The organism is Reyranella sp., from assembly GCF_965279625.1.
Taxonomy (GTDB): Bacteria; Pseudomonadota; Alphaproteobacteria; order Reyranellales; family Reyranellaceae; genus Reyranella.
The window spans coordinates 3071452-3092888 of sequence record NZ_OZ257251.1 but is presented as its reverse complement, the minus strand read 5'-3'; the positions used below and the strand labels follow the sequence as shown (position 1 = coordinate 3092888).

The following is a 21437-nucleotide window of genomic DNA, read 5'->3' as shown; positions in this document are numbered from 1 at the left end:
GATGAGGTCGTGTGTTTTCGGGCGCTCCTATGGAGCCTCTTTCTACTTCATCGTGATCGGCGAGAAGTCCTGGAACCAGTTCTGGGCCTGGATGAAGCCCGTGACCTTGGGCGACAAAGCGCGCGGCGCCACGTCGTGCGTCACGAACAGGAACAGCGCGTCGTCGACGATCTTCTCGTGGACCTTCTTCAGCGCCTCGTCCTGCGCCTTCTGGTCGAAGGTCGTGCGTGCCTTCTCAAGCAACGCGTCCATGCCGGGGTCCTGGTAGAAGCCCCAGTTGGTGCCGTTGGGCGCCACCAGCTTCGAATCGAGATGGCGGATGAAGGCGGTGAACGGGTCCTGGATGAAGTAGCTGAAGTTCAGCGCGCTGGCGCCCTTGGTCATGTCCGACTTCGCGCCGGCCCGCCACAGGTTGATCAGCGTGTTCCACTCGGCGACCTCGAACTCGATCTTGATGCCGACATCGGCCAGGTTCTGCTGGATGTACTCGTTCATCGGCAACGGCAGCATCTGGCCCGAGCCCGAGCTCGAGATCAGCACCTTCGCGGTCACCGGCTTGGCCTTGCTGAAGCCGGCCTCGGCCAGCAGCTTCTTGGCCGCCTCGGGGTCGAACTTCACGTCGAAGCTCGGACTGCCGAACCACTGGCTGCCCGGCGTGAGGAAGCCCTTGGCCGGGATCATCATGCCCTTCAGCAGCACCTTCAGACCCTCGCGGTCGACGGCGAGGTTGGCGGCCTTGCGCACGCGGATGTCCTTCCAGGGCGAGCCGTCGGCGAAGGAGAGGTGCCAGGTCCAGTTGTGCGGATAGGCGTTGCTGATGAGCTTGAATCCGGCCTTTTCCAGGCTGGGGATCGCGTCGGGCGAGGGCGCCTCGATCCAGTCGACCTGGCCCGAACGCAGCGCCGCCGTGCGGGTCGCGGGCTCGGGGATCGGCAGCAGCACCATCTTGTCGAGCTTCGGCACGCGCGCCTTGTCCCAATAGTCCTTGTTGGGCGACAGCTCGGCGCGGGTCTGCGGCTGGAAGGCCGTGAGCTTCCACGGGCCGGTGCCCGACGGCGTCTGCGCGAACTTGTTCCAGTCCTTGCCGACCTTCTCCCACTGCGCCGGGCTCGACATCATCACCCAGGAGATCTGGTAGGGCAGGAAGGCGTCGGGCGTCTTGGTCGTGATCTCGACCGTCTTGTCGTCGATCACCTTGTAGGAGGCGACCGCGGGAATGCGCGAGCGGCCCTGCGCCGCCTGTTTCGGGTCGAACTGCGGGGACTTGTCGTTCAGCAGCTTCTCGAGGTTCCAGACCACGGCGTCGGCCTTGAAGTCGCTGCCGTCGTGGAACTTCACGCCGTCGCGCAGGGTGAAGGTCCAGCGCGTCGGATCGGCCTCGTCGACCTTCCACGAGGTGGCGAGGCCGGGCACCAGCACCGAGGCCTTGTCGGCCGAGGACAGGTCCCAATTGATCAGCCCGTCATAGAGCGTGTAGCCCATGAACCGCATGCCTTCGCCGCCCTGGTCGGTCTGGCCGGTGGTCAGCGGAATGTCCGATGCGGTCATGCCGATGCGCAGCGTGCCCTGCGCCAGTACCGGGGTCGCGGCCAGCGATGCCAGAAGGGCGACGGTGCCCAGAACGGCTTTTTTGGCGAGAATCATCACGAAGGTCCCTGCTTTCCTTGAGGTCGTTGCCTCGGCAGAGGCCAGAACCATGCCAAAGGATAGGTGGCGCCTCCCTCCCGCCCGTCCGAAAGTGCGTCGGTTCGACAAAGAACGTGACTTCTAATTTAGAATCGTTCTAAACTAAGCTCGCGAGCCTAGAACATGAGGGATGGACGATGACGACCGAGAGCAAATGCCCTTTCAGCGGTGCACCCAAGGGGCATACGAACCGTGACTGGTGGCCCAACCAGCTCGACCTGCAGGTCCTGCACCAGCACTCCCCGCTCTCCAATCCGATGGGCGCGGCCTTCGACTACGCCAAGGCGTTCAAGAGCCTCGACCTCGAGGCGGTGATCGCCGACCTGCGCGCCCTGATGACCGATTCTCAGGACTGGTGGCCGGCCGACTTCGGCCATTACGGCCCGTTCTTCATTCGCATGGCCTGGCACAGCGCCGGCACCTATCGCGTCGGTGACGGCCGCGGCGGCGCCGGCGGCGGCCAGCAGCGCTTCGCCCCGCTGAATTCCTGGCCCGACAACGTCAATCTCGACAAGGCGCGCCGGCTGCTCTGGCCGATCAAGCAGAAATACGGCGCGAAGATCTCCTGGGCCGACCTGTTGATCCTCACCGGCAACGTCGCGCTGGAATCGATGGGCTTCAAGACCTTCGGATTCGGCGGCGGCCGGGCCGACACCTGGGAGCCCGAGCAGGACATCTACTGGGGCCCCGAGGGCAAGTGGCTGGCCGACGAGCGCTACAGCGGCGATCGCCAGCTCCAGGGCTCGCTGGGCGCCGTGCAGATGGGCCTGATCTACGTCAATCCCGAAGGGCCCAACGGCAATCCCGATCCGTTGGCGGCGGCGCGCGACATCCGCGAGACCTTCGCGCGCATGGCGATGGACGACGAGGAGACGGTGGCGCTGATCGCCGGCGGCCACACCTTCGGCAAGACCCACGGCGCCGGCGACGCCGCCCTGGTCGGGCCGGAACCGGAAGCCGCGCCGATCGAGCAGCAGGGTCTGGGCTGGAAGAGCAGCTTCCGCTCGGGCAAGGGCGCCGACCAGATCGGCAGCGGCCTCGAAGTCACCTGGACCACGACGCCGACCAAGTGGAGCAACAACTTCTTCGAGAGCCTGTTCGGCCATGAATGGGAGCTGACCAAGAGCCCGGCCGGCGCCCATCAGTGGACGGCGAAGAACGCCCAGGCGACCGTGCCTGATCCGGCCGACCCGGCCGACCCCTCGAAGCGTCGCCTGCCGACCATGCTGACCACCGACCTGTCGCTGCGCTTCGATCCGGCCTACGAGAAGATCTCGCGGCGCTTCTTCGAGCATCCCGACCAGTTCGCCGATGCCTTCGCGCGGGCCTGGTACAAGCTCACGCACCGCGACATGGGCCCGATCGCGCGCTACCTCGGCCCGCTCGTGGCGAAGGAGCATCTGATCTGGCAGGACCCGATCCCGGCGGTCGACCATCCGCTGGTCGGCGACGCCGAGATCGAGTCGCTGAAGGCCAAGCTGCTCGCCTCCGGCCTCACCGTGTCGCAGCTCGTGACGACGGCCTGGGCCTCGGCCGCCACCTTCCGCGGCGCCGACAAGCGCGGCGGCGCCAATGGCGCCCGCATTCGCCTCGCGCCGCAGAAGGACTGGGTGGTCAACCAGCCGGCCGCACTCGCCACGGTCCTGGCGAAGCTCGAAGCGATCCAGGCCGAGTTCAATGCCTCCGCTTCGGGCGACAAGAAGGTCTCGCTGGCCGACCTGATCGTGCTGGGCGGTGTCGTCGGCATCGAGAAGGCGGCGAAGGCCGCCGGCCAGGACGTGAAGGTCCCCTTCACACCGGGCCGCATGGATGCCTCGCAGGAGCAGACCGACGTGCACTCCTTCGAACCGCTGGAGCCGACGGCCGACGGCTTCCGCAACTTCGTCGGAACGAAGATGCCGCAATCGTCTGAGGAGCGGCTGGTCGATCGCGCCCAGCGTCTCACCCTGACCGCGCCCGAGATGACGGTCCTGGTCGGCGGCCTGCGCATGCTGGGCGCCAACACGGGCAATTCGAAGCATGGCGTCTTCACCGCGAAGACCGAGACTCTCAGCAACGACTTCTTCGTCAACCTGCTCGACATGGCGACCGAGTGGAAGCCGGTGGCCGGCGAGGACGGCGTCTACGAGGGCCGCGACCGCACGTCCGGTGCCGTGAAGTGGACCGGCACGCGCGTCGACCTGATCTTCGGCTCGCACAGCCAGCTCCGCGCCCTGGCCGAGGTCTACGCCCAGTCCGATGCGAAGGAGAAGTTCGTGAAGGACTTCGTCGCCGCCTGGACCAAGGTCATGAACCTCGACCGCTTCGACCTCCACGTCTGAGCCGCGTTATCTGAAAACGGAAAGCCCGCCCGGCGAGAGCCATGGCGGGCGTTCTATTTTAACAACGGCCTCACCCTTGTAAGTCGGCGTCTGCCGGATCGGCTAGACTAGCCGGCGCGGTGGCGGCGGGTAGACCGACTCACCCCGGGGCGTCGAAGCTCGTTCCTCAGCAAGGTCGCCCGTCCGTCGTTCCAGCGAACCCGAACAGTCGCGTGGGCCGCATCGCGAGCTCGCTTTCGCAAGGAAGGGTTGCCATGGAACACCGTCGCATTGTCGGCATCGACGTGTCGAAGGACCGACTGGATGTGCATGTCCTGCCGTCGCAGGAGGCCTTTGCGGTTTCCCGCGACGCAACAGGCCTCGTCGAGCTGTGCCGCCGCCTGGGCGACACGGTGGACCTCGTGGCGGTCGAAGCCACTGGCGGCTACGAGACCCTCGTCGCCGCGACCCTCTCGGACCACGGCATGCCTGTGGTGATCGTCAATCCGGCACAGGTCCGGGCCTTTGCCCAGGCGCTGGGACAGCGTGCCAAGACCGATCCGATCGACGCGTCGGTCATCGCCCGCTTCGCCGAGGCCACCCGGCCCCAGATCCGGCTGCTGCCCGATGGGGCCGCTCGCCTGCTTTCCGATCTGATGGCGCGCCGGCGCCAGATCGTCGAGATGATTGCGTCCGAACGTCAGCGCCTGTATCGCACCGAGCCGCCGCGCGTGCGCAAGAGCATCGAGCGATTGTTGAAGGCTCTTGAGCGCGAACTCGGCACTATCGACCATGACATCGATGGCGCCGTGCGCGGTTCACCGCTGTGGCGGGAGAAGGAAGACCTGCTGGCATCGGTGCCAGGCATTGGCTCGATCATCGCCAGGACCTTGCTGGCCGAACTGCCCGAGTTGGGGCGGCTCGATCATAAAAAAATTGCAGCGCTTGCCGGCCTGGCTCCCTACACACGCCAGTCCGGTCTCTGGAAGGGCAAGGCCCGCATCGGGGGCGGACGGGCGGTGGTCCGAACGGCCCTCTTCATTGGCGCCCAAGTCGCCAAGCGCTGGAACCCACCCTTGAAAACCTTCTACGAGCGCCTCATCGCCGCCGGTAAGACCAAGATGGTCGCCACCATCGCCGTCGCCCGCAAACTTCTTGTCATCCTCAACGCCATCCTCAGAGACAGGACACCATGGCAAAACGCTTGACCTCAGACACAGTCGCTGAGGAGCACTGCGTAGCAGTGCGTCTCGAAGGGTCGGCACCCGCACCCCGCCTGTTGCCCATCCTTCGAGACGACGTGCTGCGAACGTCTCCTCAGGATGAGGTGGGTGGGTCTACTCCAGCTTGATGTTCGCCGCCCGGATCACCTCACTGTAGCGTGCGGCGTCCTCGGCGAGGACACGCGCGAAGTCGGCCGACGAAGTGGCCACGACGATCAGGCCGAAATCCTTGAGGCGTTGCACGATCTCCGGCCGGCGCACGGCGACCCGATAGGCTTCCTCCAGCCGCGCCTTGATCGGCGCCGGCGTGTCGGCCCGGATCGCGATGCCGAAATCGTTGCTCGCGCGGACGTTGGGATAGCCCACTTCCGCGAAGGTCGGGACGTCGGGGAATTCCGGCATCCGCTCGGTGTAGCTGACCGCGAGCGCGCGCAACTGTCCCGAGGCGACATACTGCCGGCAGTCGGCCACGCCCAGCACCGACATCTGCAGGCGGTTCTCCAGCAGGTCGGCGACGATCGCCGGGGTGCCTCTATAGGGCACGTGAACCAGGTCGACACCCGCGGCCATCTTGAACAGCTCGCCACCCAGATGCACCGACGTGCCGATCCCCGAACTGCCGTACGACCATTTGCCCGGCTGCTTCTTCGCGGCCGCCACGAACTCGGCCATGGTCTTGATGCCGAGCTGCGCCGGCACCGCCATCAGCGTCGGTCCGACGGTGAGCCGCGACAGCGGCGTGAAGGCGTCCATCTTGAAGGGCAGGTTGGGCATCAACAGCGCGATGATGGAATAGCTGCTGCCCGTGAACATCAGCGTGTAACCATCGGCCGGCGCCGAGGCCACCGCCGCCATCGTCACCGTCCCGGTGGCGCCCGGCCGGTTCTCGACGACGACCTGTTGGCCCAGCGTGTCCGACACGATCGGCGCGAGCAGCCGGGACAGCGTGTCCATGGAGCCGCCGGCGCCGAACGGCATGATCACCTTGATCGGTTTGGTCGGCCACGGATCGTTTGCGCTCGCGCCGCCGAGCGGCACCGTCGTCGCTGCAAGGCCGCCGGCCGTCATGGCCAGCAGGTTACGCCTCGTCACTCGATGGCTCATCGCGCGTCCTCCGGTTGGTCTTTGGTACGTCGACCTGCCTCTCAGGGCAGTTGGATGGGAATGCGATAGAAGCGGATGGCGTTGCTGGCGAAGAACTTGCCCAACGTCTCCGTCGTCTCCTTGGCCAGCGCCTCGCGCATGACCGCGACGATGCCGCCGAAGTTCGTGCTGAGGCTGGCGACGGGAAGATTGCTGGCGAAGATGATGCGGTCCGGCCCGAAGATCGACGCCACTTCGCGCACCACGCGGATGTTGCTCGGCACGTCCCACGTGCCGTGCGGCAGGCCGAGCTCGGAGATCTTGATCACCACGTTCGGGCAGTCGGCCAGTGCCGCCAGCCCCTTGCGCCAGATCGCCAGCCCTTCCTCCGAGCGATCGAGCGGCAGGCCGGTATGGTTCACCACCATGGGAATGCCCGGAAAGGACCGCGCGACCTCGGCGCCTTCCTCGAGGTGCCAGTAGGGGATGCGCATGTCCCACGACATGCCGTGCTTTTCCAAGAGCGCGAAGTTCCGCCGCCAGTGATCGTCCTGCATCGTGCCCGACGCGCCCGCGACCGAGGCGCCCGGCCCCGGCGAGGTCGTGGGCCGCGAGCGGATGCCGCGCATCAGCGGCGACTTCGCGTGGCCTGCCAGGATCGCGGCGCAATCCGGCTGGATGAACGAGACGTGGCCCACCACGACGGACGGCAGGCCGTACTGCTCGTTCATCGTCTCCAGCCATTCGGTCTCGGCCACCTGCTCGTCCATCGCGCGCGCCGCCTGGATGTGCACGCTGCCGATGACGCGAAAACCCTTTAGCGCCTCGACATAGTCCGATGGCATGTAATCGCGACAGATCGCGCGATAGTCGCCGAGGAAGAAGTTCTTGTCGTACTGATCCTGCTTGGTCGGATAGTGCCCGGCCTTCAGGTCCCACAGATGATGATGCGCATCGACGATCGGCGTCGCGAGCTCACCCGTCGCCGACAGGGTCTTGAGAAGATCCATTGTTTCCGCCCGACTTTCTTGTTGTGTTGATGAAGCGGGCGGGTGATGGCGGTGTCAACAGAAGGCAGCCACGAGTGAGACGTCCGATTTGCCTGGCGGATAGTTCCTACTGGTTTCGCATTATCACGAGAGACAACGCCGCAATGACGAAGCAGCCTATTGTCCATTGGAAGCTCTTTACGATCTGTCGGCGTTGAGCGTCGCTCATTGGCTCTCTGCGCCGCTTTCGAAGGGCGGCACCGGCCAAGCACACCAGCAACCAGACGGCACAACCGAGAAAGGCTATCAGCGCGTTGCCAAACACAACAGCTGGCGCCGCGATGAAGGCAGGAGACTTAAACGGAGATGGTCCGACTGCGCCGTCTCGCAAATGGACGTAGCCCGCACCCGATACGACCATGATGGCTCCGGAAGCGAAGGCGAAGAAGAAGTTGCGATAATAGCGCGCCATCAATTCCTTGCCGCGCTCGGTGTACGGGCCACCGCCCCACAGGCTCAAGAAGAGTGACGACTTGTCGGAAGGAAACTGCTTCACCTCCAGTCGGGCGCCGACGATCGCCGCCGCAGAGGCCACGAAGAAATAGAAGAATGAGAACATCGCGAGGACGGTGAGGATGGCGAGGGCTAGTTTCATCGCTGTCCTGACGGGCGGAGGATTCTCATGCCACAACTTTATCGGGCATCCGATGGCGGGTCGAGATGATGCCTTTCGGGTGTGAGGCTTTTCGGTGCGGTCAGACGAGCCGCGTCGCCTGGCTCACCGCCAACTGCCACCCGTCCTGCGCCGTCACGTACACTGAGACCCAGCGGAAGTCGTAGGTCTTCTGTTCCATCACGTTCAGGATCGGGCTCTTGCCGGTGACGATCACGGTTGGGCCGGTGAAGACACGGAAGCTGAGGTCGGTGGCGGGGGCCGCTTCGATCAGCGGCTCGCCTGCCATCGCGGCGACCAGGCGCGCGTCCTTGTTGTCGAGTTTCCCCGAGCCGTGCGTGTGCGTGAAGCTCTCGGCGTAGAGCGGGCGCATCGCGGCGAAGTCCTTGGCGAGGACCGCCTTCGCGAGTTTGCTGCGGAAGTCGGTGACTTCCTGGATGAACTTCTTCGCCTCCGCCGAATCGGGCTGACGCGGCGGATGGGCGAAGGCCTCAGGGGCCAACAGGAGGAGCGGGAGCGCTCCGATCAGGGTGCGTCTACGCATCCTTCGAGGATACGCCGGCCTCGGCGAAGGTCGCCATGCCGTTGTGGCAGGCGGCGGCGGCCTTGAGCAGCGGCACCGCGAGCGCGGCGGCCGAGGCTTCGCCCAGGCGCATGTCGAGGTCGAACAGCGGGCGCAGGCCCAGTTCGGCGAGCAGGCGGGTGTGGCCGGGCTCGGCCGAGCGATGGGCGACCAGGCAATGGTCGAGCGCTCGGCGGTCGACCGCGCGCAGCACCGCGGCGGCGGCGGTGCAGGCAAAGCCGTCGAGCAGCACCGGGATGCGGCCCATGCGGGCCGCGACGATGGCGCCGGTCAGGGCCGCGAATTCCTCGCCGCCGACCGCGGCCAGCAGTTCGAGCGGATCGCGGCGGGCGATCGCGTCCTTGTGGAAGGCCAGCGCCTCGTCGATCACCGCGATCTTGTGGGCCAGCGCCTTGCCGCTGACGCCGGTGCCCGGCCCGGCCCAGTCGGCGCCGGTGCCGCCGAACAGCGCGGCGCAGAGCGTCGAGGCCACCGTCGTGTTGGCGATGCCCATCTCGCCCAGGCACATCACGTCGATGCCGGGCTCGGCCGCCATCATGCCGTAGGCCATGGCATTGGCGGCGCGCGTCTCGTCCATCGCCGGCCCCTGCGTGAAGTCGGCCGTCGGATGGTCGAGGTCGAGTTCGTAGATGCGCAGGTCGGCATCGATCGCCGCGGCCAGTTGGTTGATGGCGGCGCCGCCGTTGGTGAAGTTCGTCACCATCTGCCGGGTGACTTCGGGCGGATAGGCCGAGACGCCGCGCGCGGCGACGCCATGGGTGCCGGCGAACACCGCGATGCGCGGCCGTTCGACCCGCGGCTGGGCGCGGCCCTGCCAGCAGGCCAGCCATTCGGCGATCTCCTCCAGCCGGCCGAGCGAGCCCGGCGGCTTGGTCAGCTCGGCCTGGCGGCGGACCACCTCGGTCTGGGCGGTGAGATCGGGTCCCGGCAGTTCGCGCAGGATCCGGCGCATTTCATCGAAGGAGGCAGCCGACATTGTTTGTCCGGGGGCATTCAGGAAGGGGCCGGACCATCCTATATTCGCGGGACCATGACCAGTCCCCACGAGCCGTCCTCCTCTTCGTCTTCGTTCAGCGGCGGGGGCAGCAGCGCGCCCCGGCCCACCTCGTTCGACGAATGGCTGCAGGCCTTCAAGGAACAGATGACGTTCTTCACGGGCCTGAAGCTCGATGTCGGTCTGCCGCGCTGGCAGCTCGCCGACGTGCTGCCGGTCCTGCCGGTGGTCGGCGCGGCGATCGGCCTCGCCTCCGGGCTGATCTTTGCGATCGTGCGCGGCATTGCCGGGCCGGGCTGGCTGGCGGCGGTGCTGGCGGTCGGCGCGGCGATCGTTCTGACGCGCGCCCTGCATGAAGACGGGCTGGCCGATACCGCCGACGGGCTGGGGCCGCATGGGCTGGAGCCGGCGCGGCGGCTCGAGATCATGCGCGACAGCCGCAACGGCACGTTCGGCGTGCTGGCGCTGGCGCTTTCGGTGCTGATCAAGGTCGCCTGCCTGGCGCAGTTCGGCGCCGCGACCGGACTCGTCGTGCTGATTTCGGCCCACGCGCTGTCGCGCGCTGTGCTCGCCTATCCGCTGCTGGCTTTTTCGCCGGTCCATGCCGACGGGCTGGGCGCGACAGTGGGCAAGCCGACTGACAACGACGTGTGGATCACCATTGGCATCGGCACGGGGCTGGCTTTCCTGCTGATGCTGGGTAAGGGCCTGTTCGTGGCCCTCCTGGCGCCGCTTGCCGTCCTCGCCTCGGCCTGGTTCACCTCGCACTGGGTCGCCAAGCGGCTCGGCGGCTATACCGGCGATACGCTGGGCGCCGTGCAGCAGAAGGCGGAGGTCGTCTTCCTCGTGGTGGCGGCGCTGTTCATCGGCCGCTAAGAAGACGGCCGCTTAAAGATCCATCGGAGGAACAGCATGGCGACGGGCGCCAAGATCACGGGAGCGGTCACGCGGTGGTGGTGGGTGCGGCACGCGCCGGTGCCCAATCCGGAACGCCGTTGCTACGGCCAGTCGGACATGGATTGCGACGTGAGCAACGAGGCGCTGTTCCGTCACCAGGCGAAGCTGCTGCCCAAGGGCGCGGTCTGGTACGCCTCCAACCTGCTGCGGGCGCGCAAGACCGCCGAAACGCTCGCCAAGGCCGGGGCGGAGATGGACACGCTCCACATCGATCCCGACCTCGCCGAGCAGCATTTCGGCTCGTGGCAGGGGCTCACCTATGTCGAGATCGCCGAGAACCACGCCAACAATCATCTGTTCTGGCTGGGACCGCCGGAATTCCGGCCTGACGGCGGCGAGAGCTTCGTCGACCTGCGCGACCGCACGGTGCGCAGCATCGACCGGCTGACCGCCGAGCATAAGGGTCGCGACATCGTGGCGACGGCGCATGGCGGCACGATCCGCGCGGCGCTGGCGCATGCCTTCGACCTGCATCCCGAGGCGGCGGTGCGCTTCGAGATCGACAATGTCTCGATCACGCTGATCGAGCATTTCGAGCAGGCCGATCCGGCTCATGCCTGGCGCGTGTCGTTCGTGAACTACATGCCGCGCGAAATCGTCCTCGCCCATGCGGGCGGGCCTGCGTGACGGCGGCCGCCCCGTCGACCGGTAAATCGACCGCGGATCTGGCGGCCGAACAGGCCGCCCACTGGAACGGTCCGGGCGGGCAGAACTGGCTGAAGGCGCAGGCCCGCCTCGACCATCTGATGGCCGGGATCACGCGCCACGCGCTAGCTCTGGCGGACGCTCAGCCCGGTGAGACGGCGATCGACGTCGGCTGCGGCCCCGGCACCACGACGGCGGCCCTGGCGGCCGCGGTCGGGCTGGAGGGGCACGTTCTGGGCGTCGACATCTCCCGGGTACTGATCGACGCGGCGGCGACGCGACGGCTCTCCAATGCGACCTTCCTCGTGGCCGATGCCGGCACGCATCCCTTCGAGGCCGCTTCCGTCGACCTGATCTTCTCGCGCTTCGGCGTGATGTTCTTCGGCGATCCGGTGGCCGCCTTCACGAACCTGCGGCGCGCACTGACACCGTCGGGTCGGCTCGCCTTCGTCTGCTGGCGGAGCGCGCAGGACAATCCCTGGAGCCGCACACCGGTGCAGGCGGCCGCGCCGTTCCTGCCGCCGATGCCGCGGCCCGGTCCGGAAGAACCCGGACAGTTCGCCTTCGGTAACGCGGCACGCGTCGAACGCATCCTGACCGGCGCGGGCTTCACCGGTCTCGCGATCGAGCCGCTCGACGTCGAGATCTGGATGGGCCGCGACCCGGCCGACGTCGTGGCCAATGCCGGCCGCTTCGGGCCGCTGGCCCGGCCGCTCGCCGAGGCCGATCCGGCCGCCGCCGCGCAGGCCAAGGCCGCGATCGTCGAGGCGCTGGCGCCGCACGCCACCAAGGAGGGCGTGTCGCTTCCCGGCGCCTGCTGGCTGGTCAGCGCGACGCCCGGCTGATGGAACATATCTCGACCTTTCCGCTGCCGCCGGTGACTCTCGTCCTGGGCGGCGCGCGCTCGGGCAAGAGCACCCATGCCGAGCGGCTGGTGACGGGCACCCTGCACGGTGGCACCCCGCGGCCGGCCGTCTATATCGCCACCGCCGAGGCGGGCGACGTCGAGATGGCGACCCGGATCATGGCCCATCGCACGCGCCGCGGCGTCGCCTGGACCACGATCGAGGAGCCGCTGAAGCTCGCCGAGGTGATGGAACAGGCGGCCGCCAAGGGGCAGCCGATGCTGATCGACTGCCTCACCCTCTGGCTCTCGAACCTCATGCATGCCGGCGAGGACGTCGACCAGGCGACCGACGATCTTGTGCAGTCACTGGATGATCACAACCAGCCGGTGGTCTTCGTCAGCAACGAAGTGGGCCTCGGAATCGTGCCCGAGACCCCCCTCGGCCGAACCTTTCGAGACGCGATGGGCCGGCTGAATATGCGTATTGCCGAGCGCGCCGACCGGGTGATCCTGATGGCCGCGGGCCTCCCTCTGGTGATGAAGGACCGCCCGGCCCGGCCGCGCTGAAACAGCCCAATCGGCCGCGAAACGTGTTATGATTCAGCTCTTGTGACCATCCAGGCGCTCCCTCGGCGTCGGTCGCCAGCCACACGGAGCACAAAATGAAGCTCGATCGCCGAACCGTCCTTTCGGGCACCGCGGCCGCGTTCGCCGCGCCGTTCCTGACCTCAATGCCGGCCCGTGCCGATGCCAAGCGCCAGTCGCTGGTCGATTCCTGCCTGGCCACCGCCCGGAAGATCCTGGGCGGCCCGGACTTCCCCGATGCCGCCGGACAGATGGTCAATGCGCGCGGCGTCCTGATCATTCCCGAACTGGTCCAGGGCGGGTTCATCTTCGGCGCCGCGGGTGGTCGCGGCGTCCTGATGGGTCGAAGCTCGCCCAACAACTGGAGCTATCCGGCCTTCTACATGATGGGTTCCGGCAGCGTCGGCCTGCAGGTCGGCGGCAAGGTTTCCGAGATCGTGTTCATCATCCGGACCGAGAAGGGGCTGCAGGCCATCCTCGACCACAAGTTCAAGGTTGGGGCGGAAGCGGGCGTGACCATGGTCGCGGTCGGCATCGGCCTCGAAGGCGCCTCCACGGCAGCTGGCGGCGCCGACATCGTGGCCTTCGCCAACTCGCAGGGCCTGTTCGCCGGCGCCTCGATCGAAGGATCGTATCTCGACGCCGACAACGACTGGAACGCGCTCTATTACGGCAGCGGCGCGACCGCGAAGGGCGTCGTGCTCGACCGCCGCTTCACCAACCCCGGCGCCGAGCCGCTCAGGCAGTATCTGTCGAAGTGGTAGTGAGCCGATAAGAAAGCAGCCATCGGAGCGCGCAACTCCAGTTGCGCATCATGATTCATGAGCGCAACTGGAGTTGCGCGCTCCAATGAGTCTAAGCGACCTTCAGCCCCGCCGCGATCGAGAGCTTGGCCTTGGTCTTGGCCTTGACCTCGTCGACGGTGACGCCGTCGGCGAGTTCGATCAGCGTGACGCCGCCATCGCCCTTCTTGTCGACGGCGAAGACGCCGAGTTCGGAAATCACCATGTCGACCACCCGCCGGCCGGTCAGCGGCAGGGTGCATTCGGCCAGCAGCTTCGAGGCGCCGTCCTTGGAGACATGCTCCATGGTGACGATCACGCGCTTCACGCCGGCCACCAGGTCCATGGCGCCGCCCATGCCCTTGACCATCTTGCCCGGGATCATCCAGTTGGCGAGATCGCCGTTCTCCGCCACTTCCATGGCGCCCAGGATCGACAAGTCGATATGGCCACCGCGGATCATCGCGAAGCTGTCGGCCGAGCTGAAGTAGGACGTGCCCTTCACCTCGGTCACGGTCTGCTTGCCGGCATTGATGATGTCGGCATCGACCTCGTTGTCGTAGGGGAAGGGGCCGACGCCCAGCATGCCGTTCTCGCTCTGCAGCGTGATGTCGACATCCTCAGGGACATAGTTCGACACCAGCGTCGGGATGCCAATGCCGAGGTTCACGTAGAAGCCGTCTTTGAGTTCCTTGGCGGCACGTGCCGCCATCTGATCGCGGGTCCAGGCCATCGTTCTCTCCTCAAGCCTTGCGTACGGTGCGCTGTTCGATCTGCTTGTCGTAGGGCGCACCGCAGAAGATGCGCTTCACGAACACGGAAGGCGTGTGGATGTGGTCGGGATCGAGCTCGCCGACCGGCACCAGCTCCTCGACCTCGGCGACACAGACCTTCGCGGCTGTCGCCATCATCGGATTGAAGTTCCGCGCGGCCTTCCGGTAGATCAGGTTTCCCGACGTGTCGCCCTTCCAGGCCTTCACCAGCGCGATGTCGCCGACCAGGCCGCGCTCCATCACATATTCCTCGCCGTCGAAGACCTTGGTCTCCTTGCCTTCGGCCACCAGCGTGCCGACACCGGTCTTCGTATAGAAGGCCGGGATGCCGGCGCCGCCGGCGCGGCAGCGTTCGGCCAGCGTGCCCTGCGGGTTGAATTCGAGCTCCAGCTTGCCGTCGAGGTAGAGCTTGGCGAAGGTCTTGTTCTCGCCGACGTAGGAGCTGATCATCTTCTTGACCTGCCCGGTCTCGAGCAGCAGGCCGAGGCCCGCGCCGTCGATGCCGGCATTGTTCGACACGCAGGTGAGGCCCTTCACGCCGGAATCGCGCACCGCGCCGATCAGCCTCTCGGGAATGCCGACCAGGCCGAAGCCGCCGCACATCAGCATCAGATCGTCGCGCAGCAGGCCCTCGAGCGCCGACTTCGCATCCTTGTAGACCTTGTTTGCCATCGCTGTGTTCCGTCCTCGCCTGCCCGTACTCGCTGGGGTCTCGGCATATGGAAGGGCCGCCACTTGCCTGTCAATCAGTCGCGAATTGTCCGCTTTCCGGTGACGAATTCCCCCATCAGCCGGTGCCCATCGTCGCTCACCGCGAGGTCCATGAACAGCGTCCGTTCGTTGGCGAGGCCTTGTGACAGAGGTGTTTCAGTCGCCGACCGGACCAGCCGCTTGATGTGCGCCACCGCCCGCTGCGGCTTCTCGGCCAGCCGCTCCGCCATCGTCATCGCGTGGTCCAGCACCGGCCCGTCGACCGCCGCATGGACCATGCCGAGGCGCGCGGCCTCGTCGGGCGACACGGTGCGGCCCAGCAGCGACAGTTCGAGCGCCCGTGCCTCGCCGACCAGGCGCACGAGCCGCTGCGTGCCGCCGGCCCCGGCCAGGATGCCGATATTGACCTCGGGCTGGCCCAGCCAATAGGGGCCGCGCTCGGCGAGGCGGATGTCGCAGGCCATGCAGAACTCAAAGCCGCCGCCGATCGCCGTGCCGTTGATCGCGGCGATCACCGGCTTGGGCGCGGTTTCGAGGCGGGTGAGGATCTTGTGATAGGCGCTCTCGGGCGAGGGCCGATCGAGCGAGAAGGTCGTGCCCTTGGCGCGCAGCTTCGCCGACAGCGCCAGCAGTTCGGACACGTCGTAGTGCTCGATGAACACGCCCTCCAGCGCGCCGGTGAAGACCAGCACCCGCACGGTCTCGTCGGCCAGCAGCCCGTCGACCGCCGTGTCGAGTTCGCCGACCATCGCGGCATTCATGTAGCCCTTGGGCGGATTGTTGAAACGGACAATAGCGACGGCATCGCGCCGCTCGATTTCGATCAGGGACATGGGCTCAATTGTTCCTGTCCAGGATCACGATGGCAATTCCCGCGATCACCAGCGCCGTGCCGATCGCCAGCGGCCAGGTCACGGGCTCGCCCACCAGCACGACCGAGCTGGCGATGGCCAGCAAGGGCACGCCCAGCATGCCGAGCGAGCCGGTGACCGGCGGCAGGGCGCGGGCGACGGAGACGGCGGCCCAGGTCGCCGTCGGGCCGGCCAGCACGCCGAGATAGAGCAGCGCGAGCCACAACGACGGCTGATGCAGGTCGAGATGGCCGGCGGGTTCGAGCACGAAGGCGAGGATCCACAGCAGCACCGTGGCCACGCCCATCTGCCAGGGCAGCACGTCGAGCGGCGACATGCGCCAGGTGTGGCGGCGCGCATGCAGAATGGTGAGGGCCCACGTGAAGCCGGCGGCCAGCAGCCAGCCGTGTCCCAGCATCACCCGGCGGTCGCTCCAGTCGAAGTGCAGCGGATCGACCAGCACGAGGATGCCCGCGACCCCGAGGGCGGTGCCGGCGAAGGCGCGGCGGCCGACCTTTTCGCCGACCATCCAGGACATCGGCACCATCCAGAGCATGGTCGTGTAGGCCAGCACGCCGGAGCGGCCGGGCGGGACGATCTGCACGCCGAGATTGGCGAAGGCGAAGAAACAGGTGAGCTGCAGCGCGCCGACCGACAGGATGATCGGCCAGTCGGCGCGACCGGGCCAAGCGAGCCGCTTCAGCGCCGCCACCAGGACGAACGCCGTCGTCGCCGACAGGGTGGCGCGCGCCGCTGCCAGCCAGATCGGCGTGCCGGCGCCCAGGCTGATCCGGATCAGCGGCCAGGCCAGGCCGAACAGCACGACGACGAGGCCAAGCTGTAGCCAAGCCACGCGCGAAGGTCGCGCGTTGCTCATGGACGTTTCCTCCCGTTATCTTTTTGTGCGCACTTGGAGCGGGATGAGTTGATGTTGACGCAGTAGGACCGTCGCCTCGACCGAAGCGCCCCTCGGAAGCCTCGGGGCAGGCTCCGCCGCGGAAGTGGAGAGACCTTCGTTCCACCAAAAGCTGCTAATCGTGGAAAAAAGGTCTCTCCGCTCCGCCTCGCTACGCTCGGCTCCGGTCGAGACCACGGGAGATCATGTGGCGAACCAAACCATCTCGCCTAGGCGCGCTTTTCCTGTGCGATGGTGAGCGGTTGCGGCAGACGGGTCAGCATTTCCTTCGGCACGACCTGCCAGAAATGGCCGACCTCGCGATCCCAGTCGTTCAGCAGGCGCGCGCCCAGCGGCGACTTGGTCTCGGCGACATGTTCCGCCACCAGGGCCTTGAGGACGGCTTCCCAATGCGGATGGTCGATGCGCTGCCACGTCACTGTCTCAGGATTGACCTTCAGCTGGAAGGCATCCTCCGGGTCATAGAGGAACGCCATGCCGCCGGTCATGCCGGCGCCGAAATTTACGCCGATCGATCCCAGGATCACCGCCGTGCCGCCGGTCATGTACTCGCAGCCGTTGGAGCCCAGCCCCTCGACCACCGCATCGGCGCCCGAGTTGCGCACGGCGAAGCGCTCGCCGGCGCGGCCCGAGGCGAAGAGCTTGCCCGCCGTCGCGCCGTACAGGACCGTGTTGCCGATGATGGCGTTGGCTTCCGGCACCAGCGGGCTCGAGATGGTCGGCTTCACCACGATGGTACCGCCGCTCAATCCCTTGCCGACATAGTCGTTGGCGTCGCCGAACACTTCGAGCTTCATGCCCTGCACGGCGAAGGCGCCGAGCGACTGGCCGGCGCTGCCGCGCAGGCGGACCGTCACCGTGTCGGGCGGCAGGCCCGTCATGCCGTACTTGCGCGTGATCATGGCCGACAGCCGCGTGCCGACGGCGCGATGGGTGTTCCGCACGCTGTACTGCAGCTGCATCTTCTCGCGGTGCGTGAAGAGCGGCTGCACGTCGCGCAGCATCTGGGCGTCTAGCGTGTCGGGCACCTCGTTGCGGCCCTCGACCGTGCAGTGCACGGTCTCGTGCCCGCCATCGGCCCGCGTCAGCAGCGGGTTGAGGTCGAGATCGTCGAGATGGCGCGCGCCGCGGCCGACCTGCTTCAAGAGGTCGGAGCGGCCGACGATCTCGAGCAGCGACTTGTAGCCGAGCTGCGCCAGGATCTCGCGCACCTCCTCGGCGACGAAGCTGAACAGGTTCACCACCTTCTCGGGCGACCCCTCGAACTTCTCCCGCAGCTTCGGGTCCTGCGTGCAGACGCCCACCGGACAAGTGTTGGAGTGGCACTGCCGCACCATGATGCAGCCCATGGCGATCAGCGAGGCCGTGCCGAGTCCGTATTCCTCGGCGCCCAGCATGGCGGCGATCACCACGTCGCGGCCGGTCTTGATGCCGCCGTCGGTGCGCAGCAGTACCTTGTCGCGCAGACGGTTCAAGGTCAGCACCTGGTGGGTTTCCGACAGGCCCATCTCCCACGGGATGCCGGCATACTTGATGCTGGTCTGGGGAGACGCGCCGGTGCCGCCATTGTGGCCCGAGACCAGGATAACGTCGGCCTTGGCCTTGGCCACGCCCGCCGCGATCGTGCCGATGCCGGAGCGCGCGACCAGCTTCACGGTCACGCGCGCCTCGGGGTTGATCTGCTTCAGGTCGTAGATCAGCTGCGCCAGATCCTCGATCGAATAGATGTCATGGTGCGGCGGCGGGCTGATCAGCGTCACGCCGGGCGTCGAGTGACGCAGCTTGGCGATCATCTCCGTGACCTTGAGGCCCGGAAGCTGGCCGCCCTCGCCGGGCTTCGCACCCTGGGCCACCTTGATCTCGAGCTCGCGGCAGTTGTTCAGGTACTCGGCGGTGACGCCGAACCGGCCGGACGCCACCTGCTTGATGGCCGAGGAGGCGTTGTCGCCGTTCGGACGCGGCTTGTAGCGCGCGGCATCCTCGCCGCCTTCGCCTGAATCGGACTTGGCGCCGATGCGGTTCATGGCGATCGACAACGTCTCGTGCGCTTCGGGCCCCAGCGCACCCAGCGAGATGCCGGGCGCCACCAGGCGCTTGCGCAGCTCGGTGATCGACTCCACGTCGTCGAGGGCGATCGGCGTGCGGTCGGGCTTGAAGTCCAGCAGGTCGCGCAGGTTGATCGGCGGCTGGCGGCGCACCGCCTCGCTGTACTTGCGGTACTTCGCGTAGGACTCGGTGTTCACCGCGTCCTGCAGCATGTGGATCAGTGCGCCCTCGAAATTGTGCCGGTCGCCGCCGCGGCGCGCCTTGTAGAAGCCGCCGATCGGCAGCGCGATCACGTCCTCGTCGAAGGCGCGTGCATGCTGTTCGGCGATTTCCTCCTGCACGCCGCGCAGGCCGATGCCCGAGATGCGCGAGGGCATGCCGGGGAAGAACTCGGCGACCAGCGAGCGCGACAGGCCGACCGCCTCGAAGTTGCAGCCGCCGCGGTACGACGACAGGACCGAGATGCCCATCTTGGACATCACCTTGAGCAGGCCCTCGTCCAGCGCCTTCTTGAAGTTCGCGAGGCACTGGCTGAGGGACAGCTTGCCAAACAGGCCGCGCGCGTGGCGGGCCGCGATCGTCTCCTCGGCGAGGTAGGGGTTCACCGTCGTTGCGCCGACGCCGATGATGACGGCGACATAATGCACGTCGAGGCATTCGCCCGAGCGCACGTTCAGCGAGGTGAAGGTGCGCAGCGACTGGCGCACCAGGTAGGAGTGCACCGCGCCGGCGGCCAGGATCATCGGCAGCGCGGCCCGATCGGGGCCGATGTTGGCGTCGGTCAGCACGATGTGCAGGCAGCCGCTGCGCACCGAGTCCTCGGCTTCCTTGCAGATGCGCTCGAAGGACTGGCGCATCGCGTCGAGGCCACCCTTGGGATCGAAGGTGCAGTCGATGCGCGCGACCGTGTCGCCCATGTACTTGCGCATCGCCTCGAACTCGGCGTTGAGCACGATCGGCGACTGCAGCGACAGCATCTCGCTCTGGTCGGGCGTCTCGTCGAGGATGTTGCCGAGATTGCCCAGCCGCGTGCGGATCGTCATCACGTTGCGCTCGCGCAAGCTGTCGATCGGCGGGTTGGTGACCTGGCTGAAGTTCTGCCGGAAATAGTGGTGCATGCCGCGATAGGTGTCGCTCAGCACCGCGAGCGGTGCGTCGTCGCCCATCGAGCCGACGGCCTCCTTGGCGTCCTCGACCATGGGATGGAGGATCGCCTCGAGATCCTCGATCGACCAGCCGGCCGCAAACTGGCGGCGGCGCAGCTCGTCGGCGGCAAAGTGCTCGGTCGCCGGCGCGTCCTGCCGGATCAGCGAATCGAGTTCGACCGTGCGCCTCGTCCAGCTCGCATAGTCGTGCGTGGCGGCGAGCATGTCCTTCAGCTCGCGGTCCTGGTAGACCTTGGGCTGGTCCATATCGACGGCCAGCATCTCGCCGGGCCCGAGGCGACCCTTCTCGACGATCTTCGCCTCGTCCTGCGGCACCATGCCGGCTTCCGAACCGGCGATCAGCAGGTCGTCGGACGTCATGACGTAGCGCATGGGGCGCAGGCCATTGCGGTCGAGGCCGACCAGCGCCCACTTGCCGGCGACGGCGGCGATGGCGGCCGGTCCGTCCCACGGCTCCATGACGCCGTTCACGTAGTTGTACATGGCGCGATGGTCGGCCGGCACGTTCGGGTTCGTGGCCGAGGCCTCGGGAATCATCATCGTCTTGACCATCGGCAGGTTGCGATGGCCACGGACCAGCAGCTCGAACACATTGTCGAGCGCCGACGAATCGGAGGCGCCCGGTTGCACGATCGGCTTCAGGTCCTCGATGAAGCGGCCGAAGGTCTCGTGCTCGAGGCGCGCCTCGTGGCTCTTCATCCAGTTGACGTTGCCCAGGATGGTGTTGATCTCGCCGTTGTGGGCGAGCACGCGGAAGGGCTGCGCCAGCTTCCATTGCGGGAAGGTGTTGGTCGAATAGCGCTGATGGAAGATCGCGAAGCGCGAGACGAAGCGCTCGTCGAGCAGGTCGGGATAGAAGGCGCCGAGATGCTCGGCGAGGAACATGCCCTTGTAGACGACCGACCGGCAGCTGAGCGAGCAGACGTAGAACTCGGCGATGTTCTCGGCGAGTGCCGCCTTCTCCATGCGCCGGCGCAGGATGTAGAGCTGCTTTTCGAATTCGCGGTTGTCGAGCTTCGCATCGCCGCGGCCGATCAGGATCTGTTCGATCTCGGGACGGGTCTCGTTGGCCTTGGCGCCGATGACCGAGATGTCGACCGGCACCTGGCGCCAGCCCAGGATGGTGTGGCCGAAGCGCAGGATCTCGGTCTCTACGATGGTGCGGCAGCGCTCCTGCGCACCGAGGTCGGTACGCGGCAGGAACACCATACCGACCGCGATGCGGCCGACCTGCGGGACCTCGCCGCTCGAGTCGCGAACATATTCCTTGAAGAAGTCCTGCGGGATCTCGACGTGGAGGCCCGCGCCGTCTCCGGTCTTGCCGTCGGCGTCGACCGCGCCGCGGTGCCACACGGCCTTCAGCGCATCGATGCCCGCCGCGACCACGTCGCGGCGGCGCTTGCCGTCCAGCGCCACGACGAGACCGACGCCGCAGGAATCGAGTCCTTCGGCGGGGTTGTAGCCATAGGCGGCGGTGAGCTTGGCGGTGCCGCTCTTGTAGTCGCGGACGAACTGCTCGGCATCGAAGGGAAGGATGGACATGGAACTATTCCTTATCGTGGCTTTCCCCCTCCGGCCTTCGGCCACCTCCCCCGTATGGCAGGGGAGGGATTGGAGAGGGCGCCGC

18 protein-coding genes are annotated in these 21437 nt (G+C 66.9%); 7 read left to right on the top strand and 11 right to left on the bottom strand.

Annotated elements, in window-relative coordinates; all coding sequences use genetic code 11:
* Positions 1-42: 42 nt before the first annotated feature.
* A complete protein-coding gene (locus ACQY78_RS15065; protein ID WP_428686391.1) occupies positions 43-1644 on the bottom strand; it encodes an ABC transporter substrate-binding protein in 1602 nt (533 codons plus the stop codon).
* Between the two features lie 179 nt (positions 1645-1823).
* Here ACQY78_RS15065 and katG point away from each other — a divergent pair, with 179 nt between their 5' ends.
* The gene (gene katG / locus ACQY78_RS15060; protein WP_428676354.1) at positions 1824-4007 is read left to right on the top strand and encodes a catalase/peroxidase HPI; all 2184 of its coding nucleotides are present in this window, start codon (positions 1824-1826) and stop codon (positions 4005-4007) included.
* A 254-nt stretch (positions 4008-4261) separates the two neighbouring features.
* Positions 4262-5194 (top strand): IS110 family transposase, encoded by a 933-nt coding sequence (locus ACQY78_RS15055; protein ID WP_428676352.1) that lies wholly within the window; start codon positions 4262-4264, stop codon positions 5192-5194.
* A 129-nt stretch (positions 5195-5323) separates the two neighbouring features.
* On the opposite strand, the gene ACQY78_RS15050 is transcribed toward ACQY78_RS15055, so the two are convergent.
* The 5 genes from ACQY78_RS15050 to cobT form a co-directional block, all read right to left on the bottom strand.
* On the bottom strand, positions 5324-6313 hold the full coding sequence (locus ACQY78_RS15050) for a Bug family tripartite tricarboxylate transporter substrate binding protein (protein WP_428676350.1): 990 nt from the start codon (positions 6311-6313) through the stop codon (positions 5324-5326).
* Positions 6314-6354: 41 nt separating this feature from the next.
* Positions 6355-7302 carry an amidohydrolase family protein gene (locus tag ACQY78_RS15045; RefSeq protein WP_428676348.1) on the bottom strand — a complete coding sequence of 316 codons (948 nt, stop codon included), beginning with the start codon at positions 7300-7302 and terminating at the stop codon, positions 6355-6357.
* 106 nt (positions 7303-7408) lie between these two features.
* Positions 7409-7936: a hypothetical protein gene (locus ACQY78_RS15040; RefSeq protein ID WP_428676346.1), complete on the bottom strand. Its 528-nt coding sequence runs from the start codon at positions 7934-7936 to the stop codon at positions 7409-7411.
* Positions 7937-8036: 100 nt separating this feature from the next.
* On the bottom strand, positions 8037-8498 hold the full coding sequence (locus tag ACQY78_RS15035; protein WP_428676344.1) for a nuclear transport factor 2 family protein: 462 nt from the start codon (positions 8496-8498) through the stop codon (positions 8037-8039).
* The gene (gene cobT / locus ACQY78_RS15030) at positions 8491-9513 is read right to left on the bottom strand and encodes a nicotinate-nucleotide--dimethylbenzimidazole phosphoribosyltransferase (RefSeq protein WP_428676342.1); all 1023 of its coding nucleotides are present in this window, start codon (positions 9511-9513) and stop codon (positions 8491-8493) included. Before cobT ends, ACQY78_RS15035 begins: the two co-directional genes overlap by 8 nt.
* A gap of 54 nt (positions 9514-9567) precedes the next feature.
* Here cobT and cobS point away from each other — a divergent pair, with 54 nt between their 5' ends.
* The 5 genes from cobS to ACQY78_RS15005 all read left to right on the top strand — a co-directional run bounded on the left by cobS (position 9568) and on the right by ACQY78_RS15005 (position 13329).
* A complete protein-coding gene (cobS, locus tag ACQY78_RS15025) occupies positions 9568-10407 on the top strand; it encodes an adenosylcobinamide-GDP ribazoletransferase (RefSeq protein ID WP_428676340.1) in 840 nt (279 codons plus the stop codon).
* A gap of 36 nt (positions 10408-10443) precedes the next feature.
* Positions 10444-11115 carry a histidine phosphatase family protein gene (locus ACQY78_RS15020; protein WP_428676339.1) on the top strand — a complete coding sequence of 224 codons (672 nt, stop codon included), beginning with the start codon at positions 10444-10446 and terminating at the stop codon, positions 11113-11115.
* Positions 11112-11978 carry a class I SAM-dependent methyltransferase gene (locus ACQY78_RS15015; RefSeq protein ID WP_428676337.1) on the top strand — a complete coding sequence of 289 codons (867 nt, stop codon included), beginning with the start codon at positions 11112-11114 and terminating at the stop codon, positions 11976-11978. The genes ACQY78_RS15020 and ACQY78_RS15015 overlap by 4 nt, the downstream gene beginning before the upstream one ends.
* Positions 11978-12547 (top strand): bifunctional adenosylcobinamide kinase/adenosylcobinamide-phosphate guanylyltransferase, encoded by a 570-nt coding sequence (gene cobU, locus ACQY78_RS15010; protein ID WP_428676335.1) that lies wholly within the window; start codon positions 11978-11980, stop codon positions 12545-12547. The genes ACQY78_RS15015 and cobU overlap by 1 nt, the downstream gene beginning before the upstream one ends.
* A gap of 95 nt (positions 12548-12642) precedes the next feature.
* A complete protein-coding gene (locus tag ACQY78_RS15005) occupies positions 12643-13329 on the top strand; it encodes a lipid-binding SYLF domain-containing protein (protein WP_428676333.1) in 687 nt (228 codons plus the stop codon).
* A 91-nt stretch (positions 13330-13420) separates the two neighbouring features.
* On the opposite strand, the gene ACQY78_RS15000 is transcribed toward ACQY78_RS15005, so the two are convergent.
* From ACQY78_RS15000 to gltB, 5 genes are all read right to left on the bottom strand, one after another.
* Positions 13421-14080 (bottom strand): CoA transferase subunit B, encoded by a 660-nt coding sequence (locus ACQY78_RS15000; protein WP_425068496.1) that lies wholly within the window; start codon positions 14078-14080, stop codon positions 13421-13423.
* A 10-nt stretch (positions 14081-14090) separates the two neighbouring features.
* On the bottom strand, positions 14091-14792 hold the full coding sequence (locus tag ACQY78_RS14995) for a CoA transferase subunit A (protein ID WP_428676331.1): 702 nt from the start codon (positions 14790-14792) through the stop codon (positions 14091-14093).
* 74 nt (positions 14793-14866) lie between these two features.
* Complete coding sequence (locus ACQY78_RS14990) at positions 14867-15664, bottom strand: enoyl-CoA hydratase/isomerase family protein (RefSeq protein ID WP_428676330.1); 798 nt, start codon at positions 15662-15664, stop codon at positions 14867-14869.
* A gap of 4 nt (positions 15665-15668) precedes the next feature.
* Positions 15669-16559, bottom strand: a complete 891-nt coding sequence (locus tag ACQY78_RS14985) for a DMT family transporter (RefSeq protein ID WP_428676328.1) — start codon at positions 16557-16559, stop codon at positions 15669-15671.
* Positions 16560-16807: 248 nt separating this feature from the next.
* A complete protein-coding gene (gene gltB, locus ACQY78_RS14980) occupies positions 16808-21352 on the bottom strand; it encodes a glutamate synthase large subunit (RefSeq protein ID WP_428676326.1) in 4545 nt (1514 codons plus the stop codon).
* Positions 21353-21437: the final 85 nt, after the last annotated feature.